The sequence below is a fragment of the Roseicyclus marinus genome, assembly GCF_030163795.1.
Lineage (GTDB): Bacteria > Pseudomonadota > Alphaproteobacteria > Rhodobacterales > Rhodobacteraceae > Roseicyclus > Roseicyclus marinus.
Map to the genome: position 1 here is coordinate 39,777 of NZ_JASJOF010000011.1, position 24,368 is coordinate 64,144.

The following is a 24,368-nucleotide window of genomic DNA, read 5'->3' on the forward strand; positions in this document are numbered from 1 at the left end:
GTGCCCTGACGGAGAATGCGGACGTACCGACAGGGCCGCTGCTGGTGGGCATGTTGGAATCGGTGACGCCGTGCCACGCGCCCCGGGGTCTTGGCGGGCTAGCCGTCGACTGGGCCGCGCCGCAGCAGGTAGGTGTCCATGATCCAGCCATGGCTTGCCCGTGCCTCGGCCCGCATCGTGACGATGCGCGGCGCGGTTTCCGCCAAGGGGCCGGAGGCGAGGATCTGGTTGTCCATGCCCAGATAGGCCCCCCACCAGATATGCAGCCCCTCGGGGTTCAGGCTGCGGAAGGAACATTCGCCGTCGAGCATGACGACGATCGTGTCGGCCCCGTCGGGAAAGCCATGGTCGCGCAAGCGCCGGCCCGTGGTGACGGTGACCGCCCCATTGACGGTGTTGAAGGGGATGGCATGGGCCGATGTCAGGGCCTGAAGCGCGGTGATGCCGGGGATGACGCGCAGGACCGGACGAGGGTCAAGCCGGGCGGCGATCCGCAGGGTGGAATCGTAAAGGCCGGGATCGCCCCAGACGAGCAGCGCGACCGGGCCTTGCGGGTTGGCCCGTTCCAGCGCCTTGGACCAGATCAGGGCGATCTCGTCATGCCAGCGGGATACGCGCGTCGCATAGGGCAGGCTGTCGTCGCGGACCGGCATGTCGAATTCTACGACCGGGGCCGTGCTGTCGCAGGCGGCGAGGATCATGTGACGCAGATCCGCGAGGTCCGATTTGTCCGGACCCTTGCGCGGCACGAGCACCAGCGCCGCCTCACGCAGCGCGCGGCGGGCCTGCAAGGTGACGTGCTCGGGGTTGCCGGTGCCGATGCCGATCAGCCAAAGCTCGGTCACGCCAGCCCCTCCGCATCGGCAAGCGATCCGTAGAAGATGAGCGCAGGCTTGGGGCTGAACCCTTGGGCGAGATCGGCGGCAAGGGCTGCCACGGTGGTGCGGCGGCTCTGCGCCTCGGGCGTGCCCACGGCCTCGGCCAGCAGGGCGGGGGTGTCGGGCGGCAGGCCGCGCGCGATCAGCAGTTCGGCCAGCGCCGGAAAGGTCCGCTTGCCCATGAAGATCACGGTGCAGGCCAGCGGATCGGCCAGCGCGTCGAGGTTGAGGTCGGGGGGAAGCTGCCCGCTTGCGTCATGGCCGGTGACGAACTGGACGCGCCGCGCGGTCAGACGCCGGGTGAGGGGGATACCGGCGGCGGCGGCGGCGGCGAAGGGCGAGGCGACGCCCGGAACGATCTCGAACGGGATGTTTTCGGCGCGGAGCGCGATCAGTTCCTCTTCGAGCCGCCCGAAAAGCCCGCCATCGCCCGATTTCAGGCGCACGATGCGCCCGCCTGCCAGCGCGTAATCGACCAGAAGGCGGCTGACGTGATCCTGTCTGGGCGAGGGGCGCCCGGCGCGTTTGCCGACGCCCACCAGATCGGCTCCGGCGCGCGCGAAGGTCAGGATCGGCCCGGCCGAAAGATCGTCATAGAGGATCGCATCCGCGCGCTTGATCCGGTCGACGGCCTTGAGCGTCAGAAGCTCCGGGTCGCCGGGGCCAGAGCCCACGAAGCTGACGAAGCCGGTCATGCCGCATCCTCCGCGATCAGGTGAAAGAAGGTGCCGGTCACGTTGCCTCGGTGGGAGCCGGTTTCGGGAACCGGGTTTCCATCGGCGTCGGCGACGCGGGCCAAGGGCGCATCGGGTTGGTCGAGGATGGTGGAATAATGGAATTCATGACCCCTGAGCGCCGCCCCCGCCGCATGGCCGGGCAGCGCGCGGGACAGGACTGCGCGGCGGTAGCCGAGGTGGAATTTGCGCGTCTCGTAGGAGGTGACGAGCCCCAGAAGCCCCGCCATGGCGTGGCGATGCCCCGCCTTGTCGATCAGCGCCGCCCCAAGCGCCATGTAGCCGCCGCATTCGCCGTGGATGGGGCGGGTTTGCGCATGGTGGCGCAGCCCCGAAAGGAAGGTTCCGGCGGCGGCGAGTGTGCCTGCGTGAAGTTCCGGGTAGCCGCCGGGCAGCCAGACCAGATCGGCCGAAGGATCGGGCGCCTCGTCCGCCAAGGGCGAGAAGGGGAGGATTTCCGCGCCGGCGGCACGCCAGCCTTCGAGAAGATGGGGATAGGTGAAGGAAAAGGCCGCATCCTGCGCCAGCGCGATGCGTTGGGCGGGCGGGGGCGGGAGACTGCCTGCGGCGGCGGGCTGCCCGCCAAGGGCTGCCGCCTTGATCGCGGCCAGATCGACGTTTTCGCGCAAGAAGGCTGCGTAGCCTGCGATGGCGGTGTCGAGATCGGGGTGTTCGACGGCCTGAATGAGACCCAGGTGACGCTCGGGCAGGGCCAGATCGCCCCGGCGCGGCAGGGCGCCCAGAACTGGCAGCCCCGCGCGGTCCATGCCCAGACGGGTCAGGCGTTCGTGGCGGGGGCTTGCGACGCGGTTCAGGATCACGCCCGCGATGCGCAGATCGGGGTCGTATTGTGCAAAGCCCAGGGCGGTTGCGGCCGCGGATTGCGCCTGCCCGCCCACGTCGAGGACAAGGATGACGGGCCAGCCCATCGCCTTGGCGGTTTCCGCGCTGGATCCGAACCCCGAACGCCCGCGCGTGGCGACCCCGTCGAACAGGCCCATGGACCCTTCGGCGATGCAGATGTCGGCCCCCGCGGCCTGCGCGGCGATGGCGCCGAAAAGCGCCCCGTCCATCGCCCAAGTGTCGAGGTTGTAGGAGGCCCGCCCGCTGGCTGCGCGGTGAAAGGCCGGGTCGATGTAATCGGGGCCGGATTTGAAGGGCTGCACGCGCAGGCCATCCTCGGCCAAGGCCCGCAGAAGGCCCAGCATCACGGTCGTCTTGCCGGTGCCCGAGGCGGGGGCGGAGACGATCAGGCCGGGGGGGATCGTGCCCTCAGTCATCTTGGGGGCTCCATTCGGCCCATGGGCTGTCGGCGCTTTGCGGGCGGTAGCGGCGGTCGTAATCGGCGGCGTAAAGGCGGCTTTCGGTGAAGTCGGTGGCGGCAAGGGCGCGGCCCACCATGATCAGGGCGGTGCGTTCGATGCCTTGGGGCAAGGCTGCTTCGATTGTCGACAGGGTGGCGCGCAGGATGCGTTCGTCGGGCCAACTGGCGCGCCAGACCACGGCCACAGGGCAATCCGCGCCGTAATGCGGGATGAGGTCGGCCACGACCGTGCCGAGGTTCTGGATCGAGAGGTGGATGACCAGCGTCGCGCCGGTCGCGCCGAAGGCTGCCAGTGTCTCGCCCCCGGGCATCGACGAGGCGCGGCCCGGTGTGCGGGTCAGGATGACGGATTGCGCCACACCCGGCAGGGTCAGTTCGGCCCCGAGCGTGGCGGCCGCAGCCGCGAAGGAGGGGACGCCCGGCGTGACCGTGTAGGGGATGCCCATGGCGCGCAAGCGGCGGGTCTGTTCGCCCATGGCCGACCAGACGGACAGGTCGCCGGAATGGAGGCGGGCCACATCCTGACCCTGTGCATGGGCTGCGGCGATTTCCGCCATGATCGCGTCGAGGTCGAGGGGCGCGGTGTTCACGATCCTCGCGCCCGGCGGGCAATGGGACAGGACCGCCTCGGGCACGAGCGAACCGGCATAGAGGCAGACGGGGCAGGCGGCGATCAGATCGCGCCCGCGCAATGTCAGAAGATCGGCGGCACCGGGTCCCGCCCCGATGAAATGCACGGTCATCGCTCGTTCCTTTCCGCAAGGGCGCAGGTGGCCATCCCATCCGCCGAGATCTGCCGCGCCACGATCAGGCGCGCGCCCGGTCCGGCGGCGGCCAGCGCCGCGGCCTCGGCCATGCTGCCGGTGCCCCGCGCCGCCAGCGAGGCCGCAGATACCGTCTGCGTCAGTTGGGCCGCAAGATCGGCGCTGTCAACACCGCGGGCGGGCAGCCCCAGATCGACAGCAAGGCGTTGGAAGGTGGGGGTTTCGGCCTTGTCTTTCGCGGTGGCGATCAGCCCCACCTGCCGCGTGTGCCCGGTGCGGTCGAGCGCGTCGCGCAGGCTGGCCACATCGGCCGCGCCGCGAAAGCCGAAGCCCGCCACGATCACAGCGTGACCCGCCATTGCACGATGGGCCGCGCAGGCGACCAACCGCGTTTCGTGCCGAGGGGCGTGGCCTCGGCCAGTTCGACGCGCATAAGATCGCCGCCGAGCCGCGCGCTCCATTCGGTCAGGAGCGCCTCGCTCTCCAGCGTCACGGCATGGGCCACCAGCCGTGTGCCGGGGACAAGGCGTTGCGTCAGGTCCTGCATCAGCGCGTCGGACAGGCCGCCGCCGATGAACACCGCCTGCGGGGCGGGCAGGTCAGAAAGGGCGGCCGGCGCGGTGCCCTCGATCACGGTGAGGCGGTCGAGCCCGTAGCGGTCGGCATTGGCGCGGATGCGGGCGGCGCGGTCGGGGCGGGGTTCGATGCTGATCGCGGCAAGGCTGGGGTGGGACAGGCACCATTCGATGCCGATGGAGCCCGACCCGCCGCCGATGTCCCAGAGCGTTTGACCGGGCAAAGGGGCCAGCGCCGACAGCGCCAGCGCGCGGATCGGCCGTTTGGTGATCTGGCCATCGGTGTCGAAGAAATCGTCCGCGATGCCCGAGGCACGGGGGAGGGGGGCGCCCGTGCCCGCGGCCTCGATGGCCACGGCGACGGGATGGGCGAAGGTGCCGTGCAGGGTGTGCGCCGTTCCGCCCGTGATCCGCTCGCGCGGGCCGCCAAGCGCCTCGAGCACGGTCAGGCGGCTGTCACCGAAGCCTTCGGCCACAAGATACGCGGCCAAATCCGCCACGGCCTGACCGTCACGCAGAAGCACGAGGGCGCGCTGGCCGGGGGCGAGAAGCGGGCGCAGCCGCGCAAGCGGGGCCGCATGGAGGCCAAGGCAGGTCGTGGTCTCCAACGGCCAGCCAAGGCGGGCGGCGGCAAGGGAAAAGGTCGATGGCCCGGGCAGGGCGCGCCATTCGTGCGGATCAAGCCGGGCGGCTATGACCGACCCGGCCCCGAACCAGAACGGATCGCCCGAGGCCAGAACCACCACGCGCCGCCCGCGAAACCCTTCGAGCAGCGGCAGGCCATCGGCGAAGGGGACGGGCCAGTCCACACGCTGGGCCCCGAGATCGGGCAGGAGGCCCAGATGACGCGGCGGGCCCATGACGATCTCGGCGCTTTCGAGCGCGGCGCGGCTTGCAGGGGGCAGGCTGTCCGGGCCATCTTCGCCCAGACCGATGATGGTCAGCCACGGAGCCTCAACCATGACCTGCAACCTCCTGATCCTTGCCGGAACGACCGAGGCGACGGGATTTGCCCGCGTCGCCGCCGAGCGGGGATTGTCCGGAACGGTGTCCTTTGCGGGCCGGGTCGAGCGCCCCTTGCGCCAGCCGCTGCCGCAACGGGTGGGGGGCTTTGGCGGCGTGGCGGGGCTGGTCGCCTATCTGCGCGAGGCGCGGATCACCCATGTGATCGACGCGACACATCCCTTTGCCGTGCAGATGAGCCGGAACGCGGTCGCGGCTTGCGCCGAGGCAGGCGTGCCGCTGGTCGCCCTGACGCGTCCGGCATGGGTGCCGCAGGCGGGCGACAGCTGGGTCCGCGTGCCCGATATCGCGGGGGCGGTCACAGCGCTGGATCGTCCGGCGGCGCGTGTGATGCTGGCGGTGGGGCGGATGCATCTCGATGAATTCGCGCCCAATCCGCAGCATCACTACCTGTTGCGGCTGGTCGATCCGCCCAAGGGCGCGCTGCCCTTTCCGCAGGCCGAGGTGATCGTGGACCGTGGACCCTTCGATGCCGAGGCAGACCGCGCCTTGATGGAGCAATTCGGGACGGAAATCTTGGTGTCCAAGAACGCGGGCGGGACCGGCGCCCATGCCAAGATCGCGGCTGCGCGTGCGCTGGGCCTGCCGGTGATCATGATCGACCGCCCCGAAGCCCCCGCGCGGCGGGAGTTGCATGACCCGGAAGAGGTGTTCGACTGGATCGCTCACTGCGGCACGGACCTTGGGGTGTAGACGATGGGTGAGCCCGCGCGCGCGATGAGGCGGGTGGCCGAAGAGCCGATCAGGACGACGGTCTGCATATCGGCCATGTCCGGCGTGGCATCGGCAAGCGGCACGACCCGAAAGGCTTCGTCGGGCGTGGTGACGGCGCGGGCGAAGATGATCAGGCGCTCGGGCTCGCAGCTTTGCCGCAAGAGGTCGAGCGCGCGGACAAAGCCCTCGGGCCGGGACTTGGAGCGGGGGTTGTAGAGGGCGATGGCGAAATCGGCCTCCACCGCGAGGCGCAGGCGCTTTTCGATCAGCGCCCATGGCTTGAGATTGTCGCTGAGGTTGATGGCGCAGAAATCATGCCCCATGGGCGCGCCGATCCGGGCCGAGGCCGCGAGCATGGCGGTGATGCCGGGCAGGACGCGGATGTCGAGATCGCGCCAGGGAGCGGGGCCCGCCTCCACCGCTTCGAAGACGGCGGCGGCCATGGCGAAGACGCCGGGATCGCCAGAACTGACGACCACCACGCGGTGGCCTGCCGTGGCAAGCTCCAGCGCATGGCGGGCGCGGTCCAGCTCCTGCCGGTTGTCGGTTTCGTGGAGCGTCAGACCCGCGCGCGGGGCGATGCGGCGGACGTACGGGATATAGCCAAGGATATCGGTAGCTTCAGCCAAGGCTGCTGTCACCTCGGGTGTCACAAGCGACGGATCGCCGGGGCCAAGGCCCGCGATGACGACCGAGCCCCTCATGGCCGCCGTCCTTGTCCATGGACGATGACGATGGAGAAATAGGGGGCGGCGCGGTCACCTGCGTCGCGCAGGGGGAGGGCGCGTTCCTCGTCCATGCTGGCGCATTCGACAAGCCACGCCTGGTCCGCCTTTCCAGCCTGTGCCAGAGCGCGGCGCACCTTGGGCAGGTTGCGGCCGACTTTCATCACCACGATGGCATCGGCGGCAGCCATGCGTTGGGCCAGATCCTCCTCGGACATGGTGCCCAGAAGCACGCATAAGACATCATCGCCCCAAGTGATCGGGATGCCCGTCGCGGTCCATGCCGCCGACATGCCGGTGATCGCGGGGACGACGTAAACCGGTAAATGGTCCCTTACCCGCGTGTAGAGATGCATGAAGGATCCGTAAAAGAACGGATCGCCCTCGCACAGAACGACAATATCCGCGCCGGTTCGTGCCGTTTTGCGAATGTCCTCGGCGACCTCCTCGTAAAAGCCCGCGAGGCTTTCGGCATAGGCGGGATCGTCGAGCGGGATTTCGGTCGTGACGGGGTATTCCATCGCGATCTCGACCACGTCGGGGCGCAACATCCCTTCGACGATGGTGCGGGACCGGCCGGGGCGTCCGGCCTTGCGGAAATAGGCGATATGGGTGGCGTTGCGGACCAGACGGTCGGCGCGCACGCTCATCAGCTCGGGATCGCCGGGGCCGAGGCCGACGCCGTAGATGGTGCCCGCGCTCATTCCGCGCGGCTCGCGATGGCGTTGATGGCTGCGACCGTGATCGCGCTGCCGCCCAGCCGCCCCTCGACGATGACGCAGGGCGCGGCCTGCGCCTCCCACAGCGCTTGCTTGGATTCCATCGCGCCGACGAAACCCACGGGGCAGCCGATGATCGCGGCGGGGCGGGGGCAGTCGGGATCTTCGAGCATTTCGAGGAGGTGGAAGAGCGCTGTCGGGGCATTGCCGATGGCGACAAGCGCGCCGGCAAGGCGGGGCCGCCAGAGTTCCAGCGCGGCGGCGGAGCGGGTCGTGCCGAGGCGGGCGGCCAGATCGGCCACTTCCGGGTCATGGAGCGTGCAGATCACGTCATTGCCTGCGGGCAGGCGTTTGCGCGTCACACCTTCGGACACCATCCGCGCGTCGCAGAAGATGGGCGCGCCGCCTTCCAGCGCCGTGCGGGCCGTGGCGACCATGCCGGGGGAAAAGCGCACATGCGCCTCGAGCCCTACCATTCCAGCGGCGTGGATCATGCGGACGGCGACCTGTTCCTCGTCGGGGGCGAAGCGCGCCAGATCGGCCTCGGCCCGGATGGTGGCAAAGCTTTCGGCGTAGATCGCCGCGCCGTCCGTTTCGTAAGTATAGGGCATCGTCTATCCGGTGATGAGGTCGGGCAAGTCGGCGGGCGAAAGCCCATGGCGGTCGGGGTCATCCCATGGGGTGCCATGGGTGACAAGGTCAAACAGGCCCGCGCGGCCGACGAGCGTCAGGTCTGAGGCGGCGGGATGGGCGCAGCCCTTGGCACAACCCGAGACATGGAGCGTGGCGCCGGGGGCGAGGTGTTTCGCCAGATCGCGGGCAAGGCGGCGGGTTTCGACGCTGGCCTGCGGGCAGCCGGGCGCGCCGGTGCAGGCGTGGATGCGCAAAAGCGGATCGGTGGGATTTGTGATGAGCGTGCCCTGCGCGGCGAAAGCGGAGGGTTTGGTCAGACCGGGCAGAAAGAGCATGCGCCACGGTGTGATGCGGAGCGGGCCGGGGGCCGCCGCCGCGAGGGTGCGCAGGTCGTCGGGGCCAAGCTGGCCGAAGCCTGCCGCGACCAGAAGGCCGGTCGGCACCGGTCCGGGTTGCGGGGCGGGCAGGGCCGCGTTGGGGGCCAGTTCGCCTGTGAAGGCCTCGGGCAGGGTGTGGCCCGCGCCAAGGTGGCGGGCCATCCGCCCGCGCCCGTCCGCGCCGATGCCGCCCGAGGCGATGAACCACCGCGCGAGGTCGAGGGCGATTTGCGCGGCATCTTCCGGCGTTCTGACAGCAAGGCCCGTGGCGCTTCCATCGGCGCGCAGGATCAGGGTGCCGCCCGATGCCTCGATCCTGATATCGCCGCTGGTCGCGGCAAGGTGCCGGTTTGCGCCTGCATCGACGACGAAGCCGAATTTGGAGGGCAGAGGAGCCAGATCGGCGGCGGCAAGGCCGGTGGCCAGATGCGTGGAGATTTGGGTCTGGCGATCATCCGCGCCGCCCCGGAACGGGTCGATGACGATGTTGCGCCGCCCCTCCACCCCCGGATCGGCGTCGAGAAGGCCGAGACGGGCGAGTGCGTCGAGGAGGGGGGCGTGGGTTCCTTGCGTCACGCCGCGCAATTGCAGGTTGGCGCGGTTCGTCAGGTCGATGAGGCCGTTGCCGTAGCGTTCCGCAGCCTCGGCCAGTCCCAGTGCCTGATCTGGCGTCAGTTCGGCCAAGGGCGCGCGCACCCGCACCACCAGCCCGTCGCCCGAGGCCATGGGCCGATGTGCGCCGGGGCACCATCCACGGATTTCGGGCGAGGTCATTCCCCGGCCTCCAGCGCGGCGAGGATCGAGTTGCGCCGCGATTGCCAGAGGCCAGCGGCGTGCAGTTCGGCAAAGCGGGCGCGCATGGCGGCCAGCGCCTCGGGATTGGCCCGTTCGAGGAAGTCGGTGACGGCGGGATCGCCCAGCGTCGCCTCCCAGAATTGGTCGAAAAGATGGGGGCCGACGACGCCCGCCAGATGCGCGAAGGCCGCCATGTTTTCCAGTGTTGCCGCGATTTCGGCGGCGCCGCGGAAATCGTGACGCATCATCCCGGCAATCCAGCCGGGGTTGGCGGCGCGGGCCTGCACGACGCGGGCGATTTCCTCGGTCAGGGGGCGGGCGCGGGGGCGGGCGGGGTCGGTGTTGTCGAGATGGTAGAGCCGGGCCGCGCCCCCCGCGATGGCTTGGGCGGCGGCAAAGCCCGCCTCGTGGGTGGCATAATCCTCGGCCAGAAGCAGGTCGGTTTCGGGCAGGTCCTGAAGATGGACGAAAGTGTCGGCCTGCGCCACGCGGGCCTTGAGCCCGTCCATGTCGCGGGTCTGTTTGTCGCCATCGAGCGCCCAGGCGGAGGCGGCAAGCCATGCCTCGCCCGCCGCCATGCGACCCTCGTCGGAATAATCGCCAAGATGCTGGCCCATGCCGAGGCCGAAACTGCCCGGGGCAGGGCCGTAGACGCGTGCGCCCTCCTGCCCGGCATAGGGGTTCCAGTCGGGGGCCTCGTCGCGCTGGGCCAACACACGGACGGCTTGCTGGAAAAGGGCGGAGAGGGTCGGGAAGACATCGCGGAAGAGGCCCGAGACGCGCAGCGTCACGTCGATGCGGGGGCGGTCAAGCTCGGCTATGGGCACGACCTCGATCCCCGAGACGCGTTCGGAGCCTGCGTCCCAGACCGGCCGCACGCCCAGAAGCGCCAGCGCCATGGCGAATTCCTCGCCCGCCGTGCGCATCGTGGCCGAGCCCCAAAGATCGATGAGGATGCCGCGCGGCCAATCGCCTTCGTCCTGCAGATGCCTGCGGATCAGTTCGTCGGCCAACGCCACGCCCTGCCGGAAGGCCGCGCGCGTGGGCACGCTGCGCGGGTCGGTGGTGTAGAGGTTGCGCCCGGTCGGCAGGACATCGGTTCGTCCCCGGTAGGGCGAGCCCGATGGTCCCGCCTCGATCCGGCGACCCGCCATTGCGTCGATCAGCGCGCGTGCCTCGCCCGTGGCGGCGGCGGCGCTGTCGAAGGCGGCCTGATCCGCCTGCGCGCGACCCCAGATGTGGAGGCCGTCGCCGAATTGGCTTTCCTTCACGTCGCAGACGAAGCGGTCGATCCGGGTGATCGCCTCGGCGGTGGAGGCGGCGGGGTCGATGCCAAGATCGCCCTCCACCCCGAGGCTGCGGGCCTCGTCGCGGATATCGGCCATCAGCCGGTCGCGGCGGCGCGGGTCGAGCCCGTCGGCATTGGAAAATTCGTCGAGCAGCGCCTCGAGCCGGGCGAGCCTGCCGGGCGTGCCGGAGGGTTTGAGGGGTGGCGGCACATGGCCGAGCGTCACCGCCCCGATGCGGCGCTTGGCCTGAGCGGCCTCGCCCGGATCGTTGACGATGAAGGGATAGATGACGGGCAGCGGGCCGATCAGCGCCTCGGGCCAGCAAGCCCCAGAGAGGGCCACGGATTTGCCCGGGAGCCATTCCAGCGTGCCATGCGCGCCGACATGGACAAGCGCATCGGCGCGGTCGCGGAGCCAGAGGTAGAAGGCGACATAGGCATGGCGGGGAATGCGCGCGAGATCGTGGTATTCCGCGTCGCGGGCGGCGGGCGTGCCGCGTTCGGGTTGCAGCGCCACAAGTGCCTGACCGCGCCGCGTGGCGGTGAAGGCAAAGCCATCGGCGGTGGCGTCGGGATCATCCTCGGGCGCGCCCCATGCGGTTTGCAGATCGTCGCGCAAGGATTGGGGCAGGTAGGCGAGGGCCGCGCGATAGGCGTCCATCGGCCATGTGATGCGCTCTTGGTCCAGCGCCTTGTGCAGGGCGGGGCCGGGGGGCGTGGCATGGCCTGCGCGGGCCAGATCCTCCAGCATCGCCTCGGTCGAGGCAAGCGCGTCGAGGCCCACGGCATGGGCCATGTTCCATGCCCGTCCCGGATAGGTCGAAAGGACCATCGCGATGCGCCGCTCGGCGGGCGGGGTGGTCGACAGGCGATGCCACGCTGCCACCTTGTCCGCGATGGCGGTGATGCGCGCGGGATCGGCGGCATGGGCGTAGCGGGCGAATTGCAGATGCGGGTCGCGCTGGGCCGGTTCCTTGAAGGAGGCGACACCGGCAAACAGCCGCCCGTCGACCTCGGGCAGGACGACATGCATGGCGAGATCGGCGGGCGACAGGCCACGGTCGGATTCTTCCCAAGCGGTGCGGGTCGCGGTGGAGAGTGCGACTTGGAACACCGGCACATCGGCTGCGTCGAGCGGCGAACGCCCGGCATCGCCGCGCCCCGAGAACGATGTGGCATTGACGATCGCCACCGGGGCAAGGCGGCGCAGTTGCCCCTCCAGCCATTCGCGGGCGCCCGGTGCCTTGAGCGAGGGGGCGAAGAGGCCAAGGGCGCGGAAGCCCCGCGCGCGCAGGGCGGCAAAAAGCGCCTCGATCGGGGCGAGATCGGCGGCAACGAGGTAGGAGCGGTAGAAGACTACGGCGACCAGCGGCGCGTCATCGGCAAAGGTCGCGGGCGCGGGGCAGGCTACGCCATCCTCCGGCGTCCACGCGCCGACCGATGGCAGCGTCTTGGCGCCCGGTACAGGGCCTGCGTAAAGCCCTGCGGCGAGCGCCATCTGGGCCAGCGCCGCCTGTGCCGCAACCGCGCCGCCGGTGTCGCAGAGCTGCGCCAGTCGGCGCAGCGTGGAGGCGGGCACGGTCGAGATCGCGTCGAGCCGGGCGTCGGGCCGTCCGTCTGCGGGCAGGACGGCCAGCGCGATCCCCTTTTCGCGGGCGAGCGCCTCGATCTGTTGCAGGCCGTAGGGCCAATAGGGCACGCCCCCGATGAGCCGGATCAAGATGCCTTTGGCCCCCGCCAATGTCTGTTCGACATAGGTGTCGACCGACAGCGGGTGTTTCAGCGCCACGATATTGGCGAGCCGCAGCGAGGGCAGCCGCCCCTCGGGCCCGCCACCGCGATGCCAGCCCGCCGCGAAAGCCCCCAGATCGCTGTCCGAGAGCGAGAGCACGACCAGATCGGCGGGCGATTGCCCCAGATCGGTCGGTGTCTCGGTCTCGTCGAGCCCGTGGCTCTCGCGGAAGATGACATGCATGGGGGCGGTCCGGCGTCGCTCCGCGGCCCTATTCGGCGGCCTGCGCTTCGGGGATCAGGATACCCCGGATCGCGGCTTCGTCGATATCGTGATGTTCCGCGATCACCACGAGGCGACCGCGCCGCCCCTCGGCCGCGGTCCAGGGGCGGTCGTATTGGTGGCGGACGCGCGCGCCCACCGCCTGCACCAGCAGCCGCATCGGCTTGCCCGCGACGGCGGCATAGCCCTTGACCCGCAGGATGTTCTGGCTCCGGGCCAGATCGGCGATCCGGGCGACGAGGTCCGCGGGATCCGCGATTTCGGGGATGTCGATCACGATGCTGTCGAAATCGTCGTGTTCGTGGTCGTCATGGCCGTCGTGGTGGCTGGGCCGGGCGTCCATGTCATCTTCGGCGGCGGCCTCGAGCCCGAGGATCACGCGCGGGTCTACCGCGCCTTCGGCCACTTCGATGATGGGGAGCTTGCGGGGCGCTTCGGCCTCGATCAGGGCGCGGGCGCGGGCCACGCCTTCGGGTCCGGCGAGATCGGGCTTGGTCAGAAGCACGATATCGGCGCAGGCGATCTGGTCCTCGAACACTTCGGAGAGCGGCGTTTCATGGTCGATGCTGTCATCGGCAAGGCGCTGGGCATCGACGGCGGCGACATCGGGGGCGAAGCGGCCCGCGGCCACGGCCTCGGCATCGGCCAGCGCGATGACGCCGTCCACGGTGATCTTGGAGCGGATCGCCGGCCAGTCGAAGGCTTTCAAAAGCGGTTTGGGCAGGGCAAGGCCCGAGGTCTCGATCAAGATGTGATCGGGGCGGGGGTCGAGCGCCATCAGCGCCTCGATCGTGGGGATGAAATCATCGGCGACGGTGCAGCAGATGCAGCCATTGGCCAGTTCGACGATGTTTTCGACCGGGCATTCGGGAATGGCGCAGCCTTTGAGGATCTCGCCATCGACGCCGACATCGCCGAATTCGTTGACCACGATGGCCAGACGCTTGCCGCCGGGGTTTTTCATCAACTGGCTGATGAGCGTCGTCTTGCCCGAGCCCAGAAAGCCCGTGATCACGGTGACGGGAAGTTTTTCGAGATTGGCCATGTCACATCTCTCCGAGATTGGGGGCAGGGGGGGCAAGCGGGGGAACCCGCGCGATGCAATTCTTGCGGAAATGTTCGGGCCGTTCGCGCCACGGCACAACGCCATCGGCGGTCGCGGCGTATTTCGTGACCCCCTCGCGGATCAGGTCGGGGTGCTGGGCGGGATCGAGATTGCCGTAGACATAGGTCCAGCGACCCGGGCCGCGCAGCGCGACGGTGCAGCCGCGCGAACAATTCGACAGGCATTCGACCGGCGTGATCGTCACGCCCTCGATCCCCTGTTCGGCCAGCGCGCGGCACAGGATCGTCCCGGGCCGTTCGGCATCTTCCGGCGCCTCCATCCCCTGTCTGCATTTCGTGCAGACAAGCAGTTCCACCGGCTCTGCGGCTCGCGCCATGCGCTGTCCATCCATTCCATCGTCGGTGTCGGGCATGTCACGGGCCGAAGGGCAGCACCAAGCGGCCGCCGATCCGACACCGGGGCACCCCGCCCGGGTTGCTTCGTCGTGCTGGCAGGTCTCCCGGCTTGCGGATGTCAGGCTGTCCTCCGGGGAGGGGGTCCTGTCGGTCGCCCGGCCTTCCCGACCCTTCGATCTGGGGTCAGTGGCCATGGGGCGACCTCTCCGGTCACGGTCGCGGGGGCGGCTGCGGTTCGGCCCCGCCTTGGGGCCTCGCGCATTCCCTTTTCACCTGTTAGCACAGGCACCAGCAGGGACAGATGCTCAGGCCCCACCGGCACTGTCAAGTTTCAAGGAGCCCTTCCGATGGATGACGTGACCCTTCGCCACAACCAAAAGATGAAGCGCATCAAGGCGGCGCGTGACGAGATGATGAAGACCAAGACCGAGGAAAAGGGTCTGATCATCGTCCATACCGGTGCGGGCAAGGGCAAATCCTCGAGCGGCTTCGGCATGATCATGCGCTGCATCGCCCACGGGATGCCCTGTGCCGTGGTCCAGTTCATCAAGGGCAATTGGGAGACGGGGGAAAAGACCTTCCTGCGGGAGCGTTTCGCGGAAGACTGCCGGTTCTACGTCTCGGGCGAAGGGTTCACCTGGGAAACGCAGGACCGCGAGCGCGACGTGGCGGCGGCGCAGAACGGCTGGCGCATGGCCAAGGAACAGATCCTCGACCCCGAGATCCAGTTCGTGCTTCTGGACGAGATCAACATCGCGCTGCGCTACGATTACCTCGACATCGACGAGGTGGTCGATTTCTTGCTGACGCAAAAGCCGCGCATGACCCATGTCTGCCTGACAGGCCGCAACGCCAAGCCCGAACTGATCGAGGCCGCCGATCTGGTGACCGAGATGACGCTGACCAAGCATCCGTTCAAGGACGGGGTGAAGGCGCAGAAGGGCATCGAATTCTGATGGGCTGCCATCCGATGCGGGGGCGCTGATGACCCGCGCGCTGATGATCCAGGGCACCGGCAGCAATGTCGGCAAGTCGCTTTTGGTGGCGGGCCTGTGCCGGGCGGCGCGCAAGCGCGGTCTGTCGGTCGCCCCGTTCAAACCGCAGAACATGTCGAACAATGCCGCCGTCACGGGCGATGGCGGCGAGATCGGGCGCGCGCAGGCCTTGCAGGCCTGGGCGGCGGGTCTTCGGCCCCATACCGACATGAACCCGGTGCTGCTCAAGCCCGAAACCGATGTGGGATCGCAGGTGATCGTGCAGGGGCAGCGGCTCACGACGGCGCGGGCGCGCGATTACCAGCGGCTGAAGCCGCAGCTCATGGCAGCCGTGCTGGAAAGCTTCGGGCGGCTCAAATCCGCCCATGATCTTGTGCTGGTCGAGGGCGCGGGTAGCCCGGCCGAGGTCAATCTGCGCGCGGGCGATATTGCCAACATGGGGTTTGCGCGCGCGGCGGACGTCCCCGTGGTGCTGGCGGGTGATATCGACCGGGGCGGCGTGATCGCGCAGATCATCGGCACGCAGGCCGTGATCGCGCCCGAGGATGCGGCGATGATCGCGGGTTTCCTGATCAACCGGTTTCGGGGTGATCCGTCGCTGTTCGACGATGGCTATGCGCTGATCGCGGAGCGGACCGGATGGCGCGGCTACGGGGTTTGCCCGTGGTTTCCCGATGCGTGGAAACTGCCCGCCGAGGATGCGCTGGACCTCGCCAAGCCGCGCCGGGCCGAGGGGTTTCATGTGGTTTGCCTGACGCTGAGCCGGATCGCGAATTTCGACGATCTGGATCCGTTGGCGCAGGAACCGGGGGTGCGGCTGACCATGCTGGGCGCGGGGCAGGCCATCCCCGGCGACGCCGATCTGGTGATCTTGCCCGGCACGAAATCGACGCGGGGCGATCTGGCCTATCTGCGCGCGCAGGGCTGGGATCTGGACCTTGCCGCCCATGTGCGGCGCGGCGGTCACGTGCTGGGGATTTGCGGCGGCTACCAGATGCTGGGCCGCGAGGTTGCCGACCCCGATGGGATCGAGGGGCCTGCCGGGGCCGATCCGGGGCTGGGGCTGTTGGACGTGGCCACCGTGATGACGCAAAAAAAGCGCCTGACCGAGGTTGTGGCCACGCATTGCGCCACCGGCGCGGGCTTTCATGGGTACGAGATCCATATCGGGGAAACCGACGGCCCCGACCGCGCGCGGCCCTTTGCCCGTGTCGCGGGCATGGCCGAGGGTTCGGTCAGCGCGGATGGCAAGATCGCGGGCAGCTACTTGCACGGCATGTTCCGCGATGACCGGTTCCGTGCGGCTTATCTGGCGGGGTTCGGGGTGCAATCGGCGACCGATGGCTATGACGCGGGCGTCGATGCCACGCTCGATGCGCTGGCGGCGCATCTGGAAACCCATCTCGATGTCGAGGGGTTACTGGCCGCTGCCCGCTAGGGCGTTTTCCAGCCTGTCCCATCCTGCGGCATGGCCGGGCAGACCCAGACGCAGCCAGCCCGTGCTGTAGGGAAAGGCGCGCGTCCAGATCCGGGCGCGGGCAAGGCGGTCGCGGGCGGCCATCGCGTCGCCGGTCTCGAAGGTGCGAAAGAGCGTCGTACCGCCGACAAGCGACCAACCGGCGCGGGCGGCGATCGCGTCGAGCCGTTCGGCATCGCGGGCAAGGCGGGCGCGCGTGGCCTGTTGCCATGTTTCATCGGCCAATGCCGCTGTTCCGGCCACGATGGCCGGACCGCTGACCGCCCACGGGCCGGACAGCGCGCGCAGGCGGTCGAGCGCTGCCGCCCCGCCGAGCGCGAAGCCCAGCCGCAGACCGGCCAGCCCATAGAACTTGCCGAAGGAGCGCAGGACCAAGGCCCGCTCGCCCAGATCGTGCAGCTGCGGGCAGAGCGACAGGTGGGGTGTGGGATCGGCAAAGCTTTCGTCGACGACCAAGAGGCCCACATCGCCTGCCAGCCGCGCCAGACCCTCGGGCGGCCAGACGCGCCCGTCGGGGTTGTTGGGGTTGACCACCACGGCCAGATCGGCGCCTGCCATGGCGGAGAGGTCGCTTGCCGCGCGCACCTGCCAGCCCTGCGCGGCAAGGGCTGCGGCATGTTCGTTGTAGCTGGGGCTGAGGACGGCGGCGGTGCCTGCGGGACGCAGCCGGGGCACGAGCTGGATCGCGGCTTGCGCGCCTGCAAGCGCCACGATGCCCGTCCGCGCGCCATAGGCCTTGGCGGCTGCCCGTTGCAGCGCGCTCATATCCGTGGCGGTGGGCAGGGCGTTGAGCGCATGGGGCGGGATCTGGGGCATCGGATAGGGCAGGGGGTTGATGCCGGTCGACAGGTCGATCCAGTCTCCGCCCCCATAAGCGGCGCGCGCCCTGTCCAGATCGCCGCCGTGATCGCGTGCCTGCCCGGTCATCCCCTAGCCTCCCGCAAGGGCCATGAGCGCCAGCCCCGCCCCGCACAGGATCATCGCCCGCACATAAAGCGCAAGACCCCGCGCCATGTCCTGCGGCACCGGGTCAGGGGATGCTGCGTTCACCCATGGCTCGGGCGAAACCGTGTCGCCATAGGCGCGCGGCCCGGACAGGCGGATGCCGAGCGCGCCCGCCATCGCCGCCTCGGGCCAGCCCGCGTTGGGCGAGCGGTGCTTGCCCGCGTCGCGCCACATCGCGCGCAGCGCCGCACCGGGGCGGGAGGCGACCAGCGCAAAGGCCAATCCCGTCAGCCGTGCGGGGATCAGGTTCACCAGATCGTCCAGCCGCGCCGAGACCTTGCCGAAATCCTCGTAGCGGGCATTGCGGTGGCCGATCATGGAATCGAGCGTGTTGATCGCCTTGTAGGCGGCGATGCCCGGCAGGCCGAAGATGGCCCCCCAGAAGAGCGGCGCGACGATCCCGTCCGAGGCGTTTTCGGCAAGGCTTTCCAACCCCGCTCGCGCGACGCCCGCCGTGTCGAGGCGAGTGGGATCGCGCCCCACGATCATGGAGACGGCATGGCGCGCGCCCTCCAGATCGCCCGCCGCAAGCGGACGGGCCACCGCGATCACATGGTCATGGAGCGAGCGCGCCGCGATCAGTGGCCATGCGAGGATCGCGCCCAAGGCAAGACCGACGAACCCGTCTGGCTGCGCCGCCTGAACCGCCAGCGCGGGTAGGGTCGCCGCCCCGACAACCACAAACGTGCAGGCCGCGCCACGCGCCCTGCGGGACGCGACGCCGCCCCGGTTCCAGCGGGTTTCGATGGTAGTGATCAGCGCGCCGATCCATGTCACGGGATGCCCGATCCGGGCATAGACCCGCGCGGGCCAGCCGATCAGCGCGTCGATGCCGAGTGCCAGTGCCATCATCGCGGCGAAACTCATGTCCGCCCCCCGGTTTCGAAGTGCATCACGTGGTCGTAGCCCGCCGCACGCATCGCGGCGCCGGCCGTTTCGGGCAGGGTGCCGGGGGCAAAGATCAACGCCCGGGCCGAGCCGGTATGCGCCCGCGCCCAGCCAAGTGCGCCAAGGCGTTGGGCAAGGCCCTCGGTCGGATCATCCCCGGGGCCACGACGCGCCGTGGTCCGGCTGGCCGACAGGCTGGCAAGGCGCGCGGCCTCGGACAGGTGGGGGCCTTGTGACCATTCCGCGATCAGGTCGTCGACCGGTGGGAAGTCGTGGTCTCCCGGATCAGTGCGGTATGGCGCGCCCCAGAACCCGCCGAGGATGGTGGCCCTTGGCGGGGGCGGCAGCGGCGCGAGGGCGGTGGCGCTGCGCGGGGCCCAGAGCACGGAATCAGGTGTGTCCAGCATCAGGGGATCGACCGCACCTTCGACCGACAGGCAGGCTGCGGCGCAGCGCGCCTCGTCGCCGCCCGCCGCGCGCGCCAGCGCCACGAGCGCCGCCGTCGACATGCCCGCGCCCCCGCCGGGCGGCAGGTCGGGGGCGATGGTGATCTTGCCCCTTGGTGCAACCCCGACCGCTTCGAGCAGCGCCTTGGCCCGTGGTGTCCCGATCAGTCCCGCGGGATCGTCGAGCGCGAGCTGGGGCGCATCTTGCCATGTCGCCCGCACCCCCCTGTCGCGGCAATCGAGCGTGACCAGCGCAAGCGAGCCGCCGACAAGGCCCTGAATCCATTCCCCGAAATGTCCCGCGACGAAAACCATGGCTCAGAGATAGTGCCGCGCGGCGCGGCAGGCGCAGCCGATGTGCCGGGACATGACGCCGCGCCCCGGACGCGCCCGCCCCGTGGCGAAAGGGCGGCGCGGCATCTGCGTCGGATCGGTCGAAGCTTGGGCCAAGATCGGGGTTTCCAAGGTTGTGCAAACCTGCTTTTTCACGAAGCCATGGCAAAGTCGATCCTCATCACGGGCGGGGCCCGTTCGGGCAAAAGCCAACTGGCCGAGCGCATGACGCTGGGGCTGGGCGACCCCGCGATCTACATCGCCACCGCCGAAGCCTTCGATGCCGAGATGGAGGATCGTATCGCCCGTCACCGTGCCCGGCGCGGGCCGGAATGGACCACGGTCAACGCGCCGCTCGATCTGGTTGGTGCTCTCCGCGACAGCGATGGGCAGGGCAAGCCGCGGCTTGTCGATTGCGTCACGCTCTGGCTCAGCAACCTGATGCTCGGCGATCACGATTGGGAGGCGACGGTTGCGGAACTGACCGATCTGGTTCCACGCCTGAGCGCCCCCGTTGTCTTCGTCACCAACGAGGTCGGATCGGGCATCGTGCCCGAAAACGCCTTGGCCCGCGCCTTTCGCGATGCTGCGGGCCTGTCCAATCAGCGCCTCGCGCAGATCTGTGATGAAGTCTGGTTCTGTGTCTCTGGCCTACCCCTGAAAGTGAAACCGCAATGACCGACCTGTCCCACATCGCCCGGCTGGACGATATCCTTCGCCTCGATCTGCCGAGCCCCGATTCCGCTGCGATCGAAGCCGCCCGCGACCGTCAGGCCCAACTGACCAAGCCGCCCGGGTCGCTTGGTCGGCTGGAGGATCTGGCGGCGTTCATGGCCGGATGGCGGGCAACCGCGCGGCCCCGGATCGAGCGCGCGCAGGCTTTGGTTTTCGCGGGCAATCATGGCATCTGCGCGCAAGGTGTGAACCCGTTTCCACAAGCGGTGACGGCCCTGATGGTCGCCAATTTCGAGGCGGGCGGTGCTGCGATCAACCAGCTGTGCAAGGTGGCGGGGGCTGATCTGACGGTCGTGCCGCTCGACCTTGACCGGCCCACCGCCGATTTCACCCAAGGCCCCGCGATGACCGAGGACGAATGTCTTGACGCGCTGCGCCGGGGGGCGGCGGCCGTCGATCCGCAGGCCGATGTCCTGATCCTCGGTGAGATGGGGATCGGCAACTCGACTGTCTCGGCGGCACTGGCGCTGGCCGTTTGCGGCGGTGCGCCGGACGATTGGGTCGGGCGCGGCACGGGCAGCGATGCCGAGGGCGTCGCGCGGAAGGCAGAGGTCATCGGGCGCGGTCTCGCGCGTCACATGGGGCTTGCCCCCTTGCAGGCGCTGGCGGCGCTTGGCGGGCGTGAACAGGCGGCGATCTGCGGCGCGGTTCTGGCCGCACGGATGGCGCGTATTCCCGTGATCCTCGACGGCTACATCTGCACGGCGGCCGTGGCCCCACTGCACGGCGCGCGCGCCGACCTGCTCGACCATTGCCTGATTGGGCATCTGAGCGCGGAACCGGGTCATGCACGGCTGGTCGCGGCCATGGACAAGCCGCCGATCCTGTCGCTGTCGATGGCGTTGGGCGAGGGGACGGGGGCGGCTCTGGCGCTGGGCGTGCTGCGCGGCGCGCTGGCCTGCCATGACGGCATGGCGACCTTTGCCGAGGCGGGGATCGGCTAGGTCTGACGTCTCGGAAGGGTGTTCAGCCGAACCGGGGTTGGGCTGCAACCGCCAAACCCCGGCAAAGGCGCGGCGTGGGCAAGTGTGGCAGGCGAAACCGTCAAAGCCGTTTCCCCGCCGATCGGGTCGGGTGGCGCGCAGCCGGCCGCAGCGATCAGGCGGTGCCGCGCACCCTGTCGCCCTGTCCACCGCCCCGTGCGGTGCGCAGGATCAGCCGGATGTCGGGCAAGATGCCGCGCAGCGCGATGTAATCGGCGTCGCGCCGGGCAAGGCGGACCGGGTCGCTCATGTCGATCCCTTCCACCTGCGCAAGGCCACTGATGCCGGGCAGAACCTCCAGCACGCCACGCTTGCGCCGTTCTTCGATCAGCTGGGTCTGGACCGGCAGGCAGGGGCGCGGCCCGATCAGCGCGATCTCGCCACGCAGGATGTTCCAGATCTGTGGCAATTCGTCGATCTTGGTGCGTCGCAGGAAGGCGCCCACCCGCGTGACCGACGCGGCCGAGACCTCATGCGTGCCCGCCTGCGTCGTGCCGACCTGCATGGTGCGGAATTTCCAGCAGGTAAAGACCTTGCCGTCCCGCCCGATGCGCGGCTGCCCGAAGAGACCCGGTCCGGGCGTATCGCGCTTGACCGCCACCCATGCGGCCAGCAGCACCCACCAAAACCCCAGAAGGATGGTGAGGGCGAAGACGTGATCCACCAGCCGCATAAAGGCGGCATAGACCCAATTGCCCCGTTGCGCCTCGGTCAGGATCAGGCGGTGATCCTCGCCGGGCGGCGCACCTGCCACCAGATGGGCGGCGATGCGGTCGATCCCGATAGTCGGGCGGAGCGCGGCCAGAATGCGAAAGGCAGGGCTGCGCAGCGCCGGGGGCAGGCGGTTCAGCGGCGCGAGCTTTCCCGCGAAACTGTCGCCCTGCACGGCGGGCAGGTAGAGGATCGACACCTCCGTCGCGCCCGCCGCTGCGAGAACGGCAGCCGCACCGCGCCGCTTGCTTTCGGCATAGGGGCTGGCGTTGCGCGGGTCGAGCGCGTGGATCGAGGAGACATAGACGAAGCGCCCGATCCCCGCCGCCTGCGCCGCGCGCAGCTGGTCCAGCGCGACATCCACGTTCACCGCATCGAAATCGGCCTGCGATCCCGGCCTGTCATTGTTGCGCGCGGCAAGGTGCAGGACAAGATCAACGCCTGCATCCGCGAGCGTTTCGGTCGTGCCATGCGGCAGACCGGGGAAAAGCCGCGCGAGGACCTCGGTGTCCCGCCCGAGAAGCAGCAGGTCGATCCCCGCCGCCTCCAACCGGGGGACAAGCTGGCGCCCAACGAACCCCGATGCACCCGTGATCGCGATCTTCATGGCGCCCCCTCCAGGTCAACGCCCATCGCTGCGCTGCCCTCGGCCTCCAGCGACGGATGAGCGGTCGGGCTGTAGCCCGTTCCCGCCTGCCGCAAGAGCGCCTGCACCGCCTCCAGATCCTCGTCCGAGGTGGCGCGGTCGAGGGCGTCGAGCAGCGGGGCAAGCTCGGGCATGGGCAGGTAGCCTTCCTGTGCGGTCATGATCTTGGGATGCGCCGTCGGCTTCGCATCGGCGCCGATCAGCAATTCCTCGTAGAGTTTCTCACCGGGGCGCAGACCCGTGATCCGCACCGCGATATCGCCCTCGACCCCGGTTTCTTCCTCCATCTTGGGCCTCAGGCCCGACAGCGCGGCCATGCGCAGCGCAAGGTCGAGGATCCGCACGGGCTGCCCCATGTCCAAGAGGAAGACATCGCCGCCCCGCGCCATGGCGCTGGACTGGATCACCAGCTGCGCGGCTTCGGGGATCGACATGAAATAGCGCGTGATCTCGGGATGGGTCACGGTGATCGGCCCACCCTTTTCGATCTGTTGCCGGAACAGCGGGATGACCGAGCCCGAGGAGCCCAGCACATTCCCGAAGCGCACCATCGAGATGCGGGTGTCATCTTGCGCCTCGGCAAAGGCCTGACAGACCATTTCGGCCACGCGCTTGGACGCGCCCATGATGTTGGTCGGTCTCACGGCCTTGTCCGTCGAGATCAGCGTGAACGAGGTCACGCCCGCCGCGATCGCGGCCTCGAGCACGGTCTTGGTGCCGAAGACATTGTTGCGCAGCCCTTCTGCGACATTGCCCTCGACCAGCGGCACGTGCTTGTAGGCGGCCGCGTGGAACACGGTCTGAACGCAGTGGCGTGCCAATGTCTCGGACAGGCGGCGCTGCGATTGGACGGAGCCCAGCACGGCATGGATCCGCGGCGGATCGGCCAAGGTGGAGGCCAGCGCCAGAAGCTCCATCTGGATCGTGTAGAGCGCCGGTTCCGAATGGTCGAACAAGATCAGGTCGCACGGCGCTTCGCGCAGGATCTGGCGGCAGAGTTCGCTCCCGATGGAGCCGCCCGCGCCGGTGACCATGACGGCCTTGCCCCGGATATTGGCCGACATCAGCTCCGGCACGGGGTCGACAGGATCGCGCCCCAGCAGGTCTTCCGCCGAGACATCGACGATGTCGGACGTGCGTGCGCGCCCGGTGATGATGTCTTCCATGTTGGGCACGGTGCGGACCCGTACGCCGAAATCGGCCAGATGCTCGATTATCTCGCGGCGCCGTGACCGGGGCGCGCGCGGCATCGCCAGAAGCGCCAGCTCGATCCCGAAATTCTCGACCAGACCGGGGATGTCCTGCGGTGCGATCACGCGCAGGCCGTTCACCTCGTTGCCATGGAGCGCCGGGTTGTCGTCGACCAGCGCGAGCGGCAGGTAGTCGTGGCCGCGCAACAGCGAGGCGACCAGTTGCTGGCCGGATGTGCCCGCCCCGTAGACGACCACCGGTGTCAGACCCTGGCGCAATTCGCGCCGGAACAATTCGCGCAGCACGAACCGCAACCCCCCGACAAGGATCAGCGCCAGCATCGCGTAGATGCCCGGCACCGAGCGCGGCACGGCAAGGGTGAAGGTCTGCGACACGATGAACAGGACCACTGCCGAAACAGCGATGCCGCGCGCGATGGTCACGAAGGCCCGGGACGAGATGTAGCGGATTACCGCCCGGTAAAATCCCGTCACCGCGAAGAACATGATGGTGACGGGCAGGGTCACGCCGATGGCAATCCAGATGCGCGGGTCCGGCAGGAAAAAGAAACTGTCGTAGCGCAGGCCCATCGCGAGGATGAAGCTGGCCACCAAGAGGACGCAATCGGCCCCGACCTGCAAGATGCGCTTGTGCAGGCGCGACAGCGACAAAAGCCGAGCCAGACCGCCGGGGGCGGGTGGGTTTCGCGACCTTTTGGGGGGGCTCGTCGGCATCCGTGCGATCATCCTGATGTCAGCGCGCGGTCAGGATCTGACCATGATCCCGTGGTTGGTTGCAGCCCCGACATCTGCGCGCCAAAGGCGTGAGACGCCCGGCGGGCTGACGAGGTAATGACCCGTCCGGGCCAAGGCTGCAAGATCAAACGCCTGCCGGACAGGCCCTAAGGCACCGCTGCGACCCAGTTTTGCGCCCG

General features: G+C 69.2%; 24 protein-coding genes and 1 riboswitch. Of the genes, 5 read left to right on the top strand and 19 right to left on the bottom strand.

Annotated elements, in window-relative coordinates; genetic code table 11:
* Nucleotides 1–98: 98 nt before the first annotated feature.
* From cobF to cbiE, 6 genes are read right to left on the bottom strand one after another with little or no spacing between them, the layout of a single operon-like run.
* Nucleotides 99–845, bottom strand: coding sequence for a precorrin-6A synthase (deacetylating) (gene cobF / locus QQK63_RS15205; RefSeq protein WP_277822205.1), 747 nt, complete (start codon nucleotides 843–845; stop codon nucleotides 99–101).
* Complete coding sequence (cobA, locus tag QQK63_RS15210; protein WP_277822203.1) at nucleotides 842–1,573, bottom strand: uroporphyrinogen-III C-methyltransferase; 732 nt, start codon at nucleotides 1,571–1,573, stop codon at nucleotides 842–844. The genes cobF and cobA overlap by 4 nt, the downstream gene beginning before the upstream one ends.
* A complete protein-coding gene (locus tag QQK63_RS15215) occupies nucleotides 1,570–2,892 on the bottom strand; it encodes a cobyrinic acid a,c-diamide synthase CobB (protein WP_277822201.1) in 1,323 nt (440 codons plus the stop codon). Before QQK63_RS15215 ends, cobA begins: the two co-directional genes overlap by 4 nt.
* Nucleotides 2,885–3,679: a precorrin-4 C(11)-methyltransferase gene (gene cobM, locus QQK63_RS15220; RefSeq protein ID WP_277822199.1), complete on the bottom strand. Its 795-nt coding sequence runs from the start codon at nucleotides 3,677–3,679 to the stop codon at nucleotides 2,885–2,887. The genes QQK63_RS15215 and cobM overlap by 8 nt, the downstream gene beginning before the upstream one ends.
* Nucleotides 3,676–4,044, bottom strand: coding sequence for a cobalamin biosynthesis protein (locus QQK63_RS15225; RefSeq protein ID WP_277822286.1), 369 nt, complete (start codon nucleotides 4,042–4,044; stop codon nucleotides 3,676–3,678). The genes cobM and QQK63_RS15225 overlap by 4 nt, the downstream gene beginning before the upstream one ends.
* Nucleotides 4,041–5,237, bottom strand: a complete 1,197-nt coding sequence (gene cbiE, locus QQK63_RS15230) for a precorrin-6y C5,15-methyltransferase (decarboxylating) subunit CbiE (protein ID WP_277822197.1) — start codon at nucleotides 5,235–5,237, stop codon at nucleotides 4,041–4,043. The genes QQK63_RS15225 and cbiE overlap by 4 nt, the downstream gene beginning before the upstream one ends.
* Between cbiE and QQK63_RS15235 the strand changes: the two genes are divergently transcribed.
* Nucleotides 5,236–5,991: a cobalt-precorrin-6A reductase gene (locus QQK63_RS15235; protein WP_277822195.1), complete on the top strand. Its 756-nt coding sequence runs from the start codon at nucleotides 5,236–5,238 to the stop codon at nucleotides 5,989–5,991. The two genes, cbiE and QQK63_RS15235, sit on opposite strands and share 2 nt — an antisense overlap.
* Here the strand turns inward: QQK63_RS15235 and cobJ are convergent.
* Genes cobJ through QQK63_RS15270 form a run of 7 tightly spaced genes read right to left on the bottom strand, consistent with a single transcriptional unit; the run spans nucleotide 5,964 to nucleotide 14,041 of the window.
* Nucleotides 5,964–6,716 carry a precorrin-3B C(17)-methyltransferase gene (gene cobJ, locus QQK63_RS15240; RefSeq protein WP_277822193.1) on the bottom strand — a complete coding sequence of 251 codons (753 nt, stop codon included), beginning with the start codon at nucleotides 6,714–6,716 and terminating at the stop codon, nucleotides 5,964–5,966. The genes QQK63_RS15235 and cobJ overlap by 28 nt on opposite strands.
* A complete protein-coding gene (locus QQK63_RS15245; RefSeq protein ID WP_277822191.1) occupies nucleotides 6,713–7,441 on the bottom strand; it encodes a precorrin-2 C(20)-methyltransferase in 729 nt (242 codons plus the stop codon). Before QQK63_RS15245 ends, cobJ begins: the two co-directional genes overlap by 4 nt.
* Nucleotides 7,438–8,067, bottom strand: coding sequence for a precorrin-8X methylmutase (locus QQK63_RS15250; protein ID WP_277822189.1), 630 nt, complete (start codon nucleotides 8,065–8,067; stop codon nucleotides 7,438–7,440). Before QQK63_RS15250 ends, QQK63_RS15245 begins: the two co-directional genes overlap by 4 nt.
* A gap of 3 nt (nucleotides 8,068–8,070) precedes the next feature.
* Complete coding sequence (gene cobG / locus QQK63_RS15255) at nucleotides 8,071–9,240, bottom strand: precorrin-3B synthase (RefSeq protein WP_277822187.1); 1,170 nt, start codon at nucleotides 9,238–9,240, stop codon at nucleotides 8,071–8,073.
* On the bottom strand, nucleotides 9,237–12,524 hold the full coding sequence (gene cobN / locus QQK63_RS15260) for a cobaltochelatase subunit CobN (protein ID WP_277822185.1): 3,288 nt from the start codon (nucleotides 12,522–12,524) through the stop codon (nucleotides 9,237–9,239). The genes cobG and cobN overlap by 4 nt, the downstream gene beginning before the upstream one ends.
* 28 nt (nucleotides 12,525–12,552) lie before the next feature.
* The gene (gene cobW, locus QQK63_RS15265; RefSeq protein WP_277822183.1) at nucleotides 12,553–13,608 is read right to left on the bottom strand and encodes a cobalamin biosynthesis protein CobW; all 1,056 of its coding nucleotides are present in this window, start codon (nucleotides 13,606–13,608) and stop codon (nucleotides 12,553–12,555) included.
* Between the two features lies 1 nt (nucleotide 13,609).
* Entirely contained in the window at nucleotides 13,610–14,041 is a 432-nt protein-coding gene (locus QQK63_RS15270) for a DUF1636 domain-containing protein (RefSeq protein ID WP_277822181.1), read from the bottom strand.
* Nucleotides 14,042–14,102: 61 nt separating this feature from the next.
* A riboswitch (cobalamin riboswitch) is annotated at nucleotides 14,103–14,332 on the bottom strand.
* Nucleotides 14,333–14,371: 39 nt separating this feature from the next.
* Between QQK63_RS15270 and cobO the strand changes: the two genes are divergently transcribed.
* A complete protein-coding gene (gene cobO, locus QQK63_RS15275) occupies nucleotides 14,372–14,980 on the top strand; it encodes a cob(I)yrinic acid a,c-diamide adenosyltransferase (RefSeq protein ID WP_277822179.1) in 609 nt (202 codons plus the stop codon).
* Between the two features lie 28 nt (nucleotides 14,981–15,008).
* Nucleotides 15,009–16,457 carry a cobyric acid synthase gene (locus QQK63_RS15280; RefSeq protein WP_277822177.1) on the top strand — a complete coding sequence of 483 codons (1,449 nt, stop codon included), beginning with the start codon at nucleotides 15,009–15,011 and terminating at the stop codon, nucleotides 16,455–16,457.
* Here the strand turns inward: QQK63_RS15280 and cobD are convergent.
* From cobD to QQK63_RS15300, 4 genes are read right to left on the bottom strand one after another with little or no spacing between them, the layout of a single operon-like run.
* On the bottom strand, nucleotides 16,437–17,423 hold the full coding sequence (gene cobD / locus QQK63_RS15285; RefSeq protein ID WP_277822175.1) for a threonine-phosphate decarboxylase CobD: 987 nt from the start codon (nucleotides 17,421–17,423) through the stop codon (nucleotides 16,437–16,439). The two genes, QQK63_RS15280 and cobD, sit on opposite strands and share 21 nt — an antisense overlap.
* Before the next feature lie 3 nt (nucleotides 17,424–17,426).
* Nucleotides 17,427–18,368 (bottom strand): adenosylcobinamide-phosphate synthase CbiB, encoded by a 942-nt coding sequence (gene cbiB / locus QQK63_RS15290; RefSeq protein ID WP_277822173.1) that lies wholly within the window; start codon nucleotides 18,366–18,368, stop codon nucleotides 17,427–17,429.
* Entirely contained in the window at nucleotides 18,365–19,150 is a 786-nt protein-coding gene (locus QQK63_RS15295; protein WP_277822171.1) for a propanediol utilization protein, read from the bottom strand. The genes cbiB and QQK63_RS15295 overlap by 4 nt, the downstream gene beginning before the upstream one ends.
* 3 nt (nucleotides 19,151–19,153) lie before the next feature.
* On the bottom strand, nucleotides 19,154–19,300 hold the full coding sequence (locus tag QQK63_RS15300) for a hypothetical protein (RefSeq protein ID WP_277822169.1): 147 nt from the start codon (nucleotides 19,298–19,300) through the stop codon (nucleotides 19,154–19,156).
* 30 nt (nucleotides 19,301–19,330) lie between these two features.
* Between QQK63_RS15300 and cobU the strand changes: the two genes are divergently transcribed.
* Nucleotides 19,331–19,846 (top strand): bifunctional adenosylcobinamide kinase/adenosylcobinamide-phosphate guanylyltransferase, encoded by a 516-nt coding sequence (cobU, locus tag QQK63_RS15305; protein WP_277822167.1) that lies wholly within the window; start codon nucleotides 19,331–19,333, stop codon nucleotides 19,844–19,846.
* Complete coding sequence (cobT, locus tag QQK63_RS15310; protein ID WP_277822165.1) at nucleotides 19,843–20,847, top strand: nicotinate-nucleotide--dimethylbenzimidazole phosphoribosyltransferase; 1,005 nt, start codon at nucleotides 19,843–19,845, stop codon at nucleotides 20,845–20,847. Before cobU ends, cobT begins: the two co-directional genes overlap by 4 nt.
* Before the next feature lie 154 nt (nucleotides 20,848–21,001).
* Here cobT and QQK63_RS15315 read toward each other — a convergent pair whose 3' ends face one another.
* Entirely contained in the window at nucleotides 21,002–22,204 is a 1,203-nt protein-coding gene (locus tag QQK63_RS15315) for a hybrid nucleoside-diphosphate sugar epimerase/sugar transferase (RefSeq protein WP_277822163.1), read from the bottom strand.
* Entirely contained in the window at nucleotides 22,201–24,168 is a 1,968-nt protein-coding gene (locus QQK63_RS15320; protein ID WP_277822161.1) for a polysaccharide biosynthesis protein, read from the bottom strand. Before QQK63_RS15320 ends, QQK63_RS15315 begins: the two co-directional genes overlap by 4 nt.
* Nucleotides 24,169–24,368 lie beyond the last annotated feature (200 nt).

Excerpts from the sequence above, each read along its gene's own strand:
- cobA (WP_277822203.1), bottom strand. The coding sequence starts at position 1,573 with ATGACCGGCTTCGTCAGCTTCGTGGGCTCTGGCCCCGGCGACCCGGAG.
- QQK63_RS15215 (WP_277822201.1), bottom strand. The coding sequence starts at position 2,892 with ATGACTGAGGGCACGATCCCCCCCGGCCTGATCGTCTCCGCCCCCGCC.
- cobM (WP_277822199.1), bottom strand. The coding sequence starts at position 3,679 with ATGACCGTGCATTTCATCGGGGCGGGACCCGGTGCCGCCGATCTTCTG.
- QQK63_RS15235 (WP_277822195.1), top strand. The coding sequence starts at position 5,236 with ATGACCTGCAACCTCCTGATCCTTGCCGGAACGACCGAGGCGACGGGA.
- cbiE (WP_277822197.1), bottom strand. The coding sequence starts at position 5,237 with ATGGTTGAGGCTCCGTGGCTGACCATCATCGGTCTGGGCGAAGATGGC.
- cobJ (WP_277822193.1), bottom strand. The coding sequence starts at position 6,716 with ATGAGGGGCTCGGTCGTCATCGCGGGCCTTGGCCCCGGCGATCCGTCG.
- QQK63_RS15245 (WP_277822191.1), bottom strand. The coding sequence starts at position 7,441 with ATGAGCGCGGGCACCATCTACGGCGTCGGCCTCGGCCCCGGCGATCCC.
- QQK63_RS15250 (WP_277822189.1), bottom strand. The coding sequence starts at position 8,067 with ATGCCCTATACTTACGAAACGGACGGCGCGGCGATCTACGCCGAAAGC.
- cobG (WP_277822187.1), bottom strand. The coding sequence starts at position 9,240 with ATGACCTCGCCCGAAATCCGTGGATGGTGCCCCGGCGCACATCGGCCC.
- cobN (WP_277822185.1), bottom strand. The coding sequence starts at position 12,524 with ATGCATGTCATCTTCCGCGAGAGCCACGGGCTCGACGAGACCGAGACA.
- cobW (WP_277822183.1), bottom strand. The coding sequence starts at position 13,608 with ATGGCCAATCTCGAAAAACTTCCCGTCACCGTGATCACGGGCTTTCTG.
- QQK63_RS15270 (WP_277822181.1), bottom strand. The coding sequence starts at position 14,041 with ATGCCCGACACCGACGATGGAATGGATGGACAGCGCATGGCGCGAGCC.
- cobO (WP_277822179.1), top strand. The coding sequence starts at position 14,372 with ATGGATGACGTGACCCTTCGCCACAACCAAAAGATGAAGCGCATCAAG.
- QQK63_RS15280 (WP_277822177.1), top strand. The coding sequence starts at position 15,009 with ATGACCCGCGCGCTGATGATCCAGGGCACCGGCAGCAATGTCGGCAAG.
- cobD (WP_277822175.1), bottom strand. The coding sequence starts at position 17,423 with ATGACCGGGCAGGCACGCGATCACGGCGGCGATCTGGACAGGGCGCGC.
- cbiB (WP_277822173.1), bottom strand. The coding sequence starts at position 18,368 with ATGAGTTTCGCCGCGATGATGGCACTGGCACTCGGCATCGACGCGCTG.
- QQK63_RS15295 (WP_277822171.1), bottom strand. The coding sequence starts at position 19,150 with ATGGTTTTCGTCGCGGGACATTTCGGGGAATGGATTCAGGGCCTTGTC.
- cobU (WP_277822167.1), top strand. The coding sequence starts at position 19,331 with ATGGCAAAGTCGATCCTCATCACGGGCGGGGCCCGTTCGGGCAAAAGC.
- cobT (WP_277822165.1), top strand. The coding sequence starts at position 19,843 with ATGACCGACCTGTCCCACATCGCCCGGCTGGACGATATCCTTCGCCTC.
- QQK63_RS15315 (WP_277822163.1), bottom strand. The coding sequence starts at position 22,204 with ATGAAGATCGCGATCACGGGTGCATCGGGGTTCGTTGGGCGCCAGCTT.
- QQK63_RS15320 (WP_277822161.1), bottom strand. The coding sequence starts at position 24,168 with ATGCCGACGAGCCCCCCCAAAAGGTCGCGAAACCCACCCGCCCCCGGC.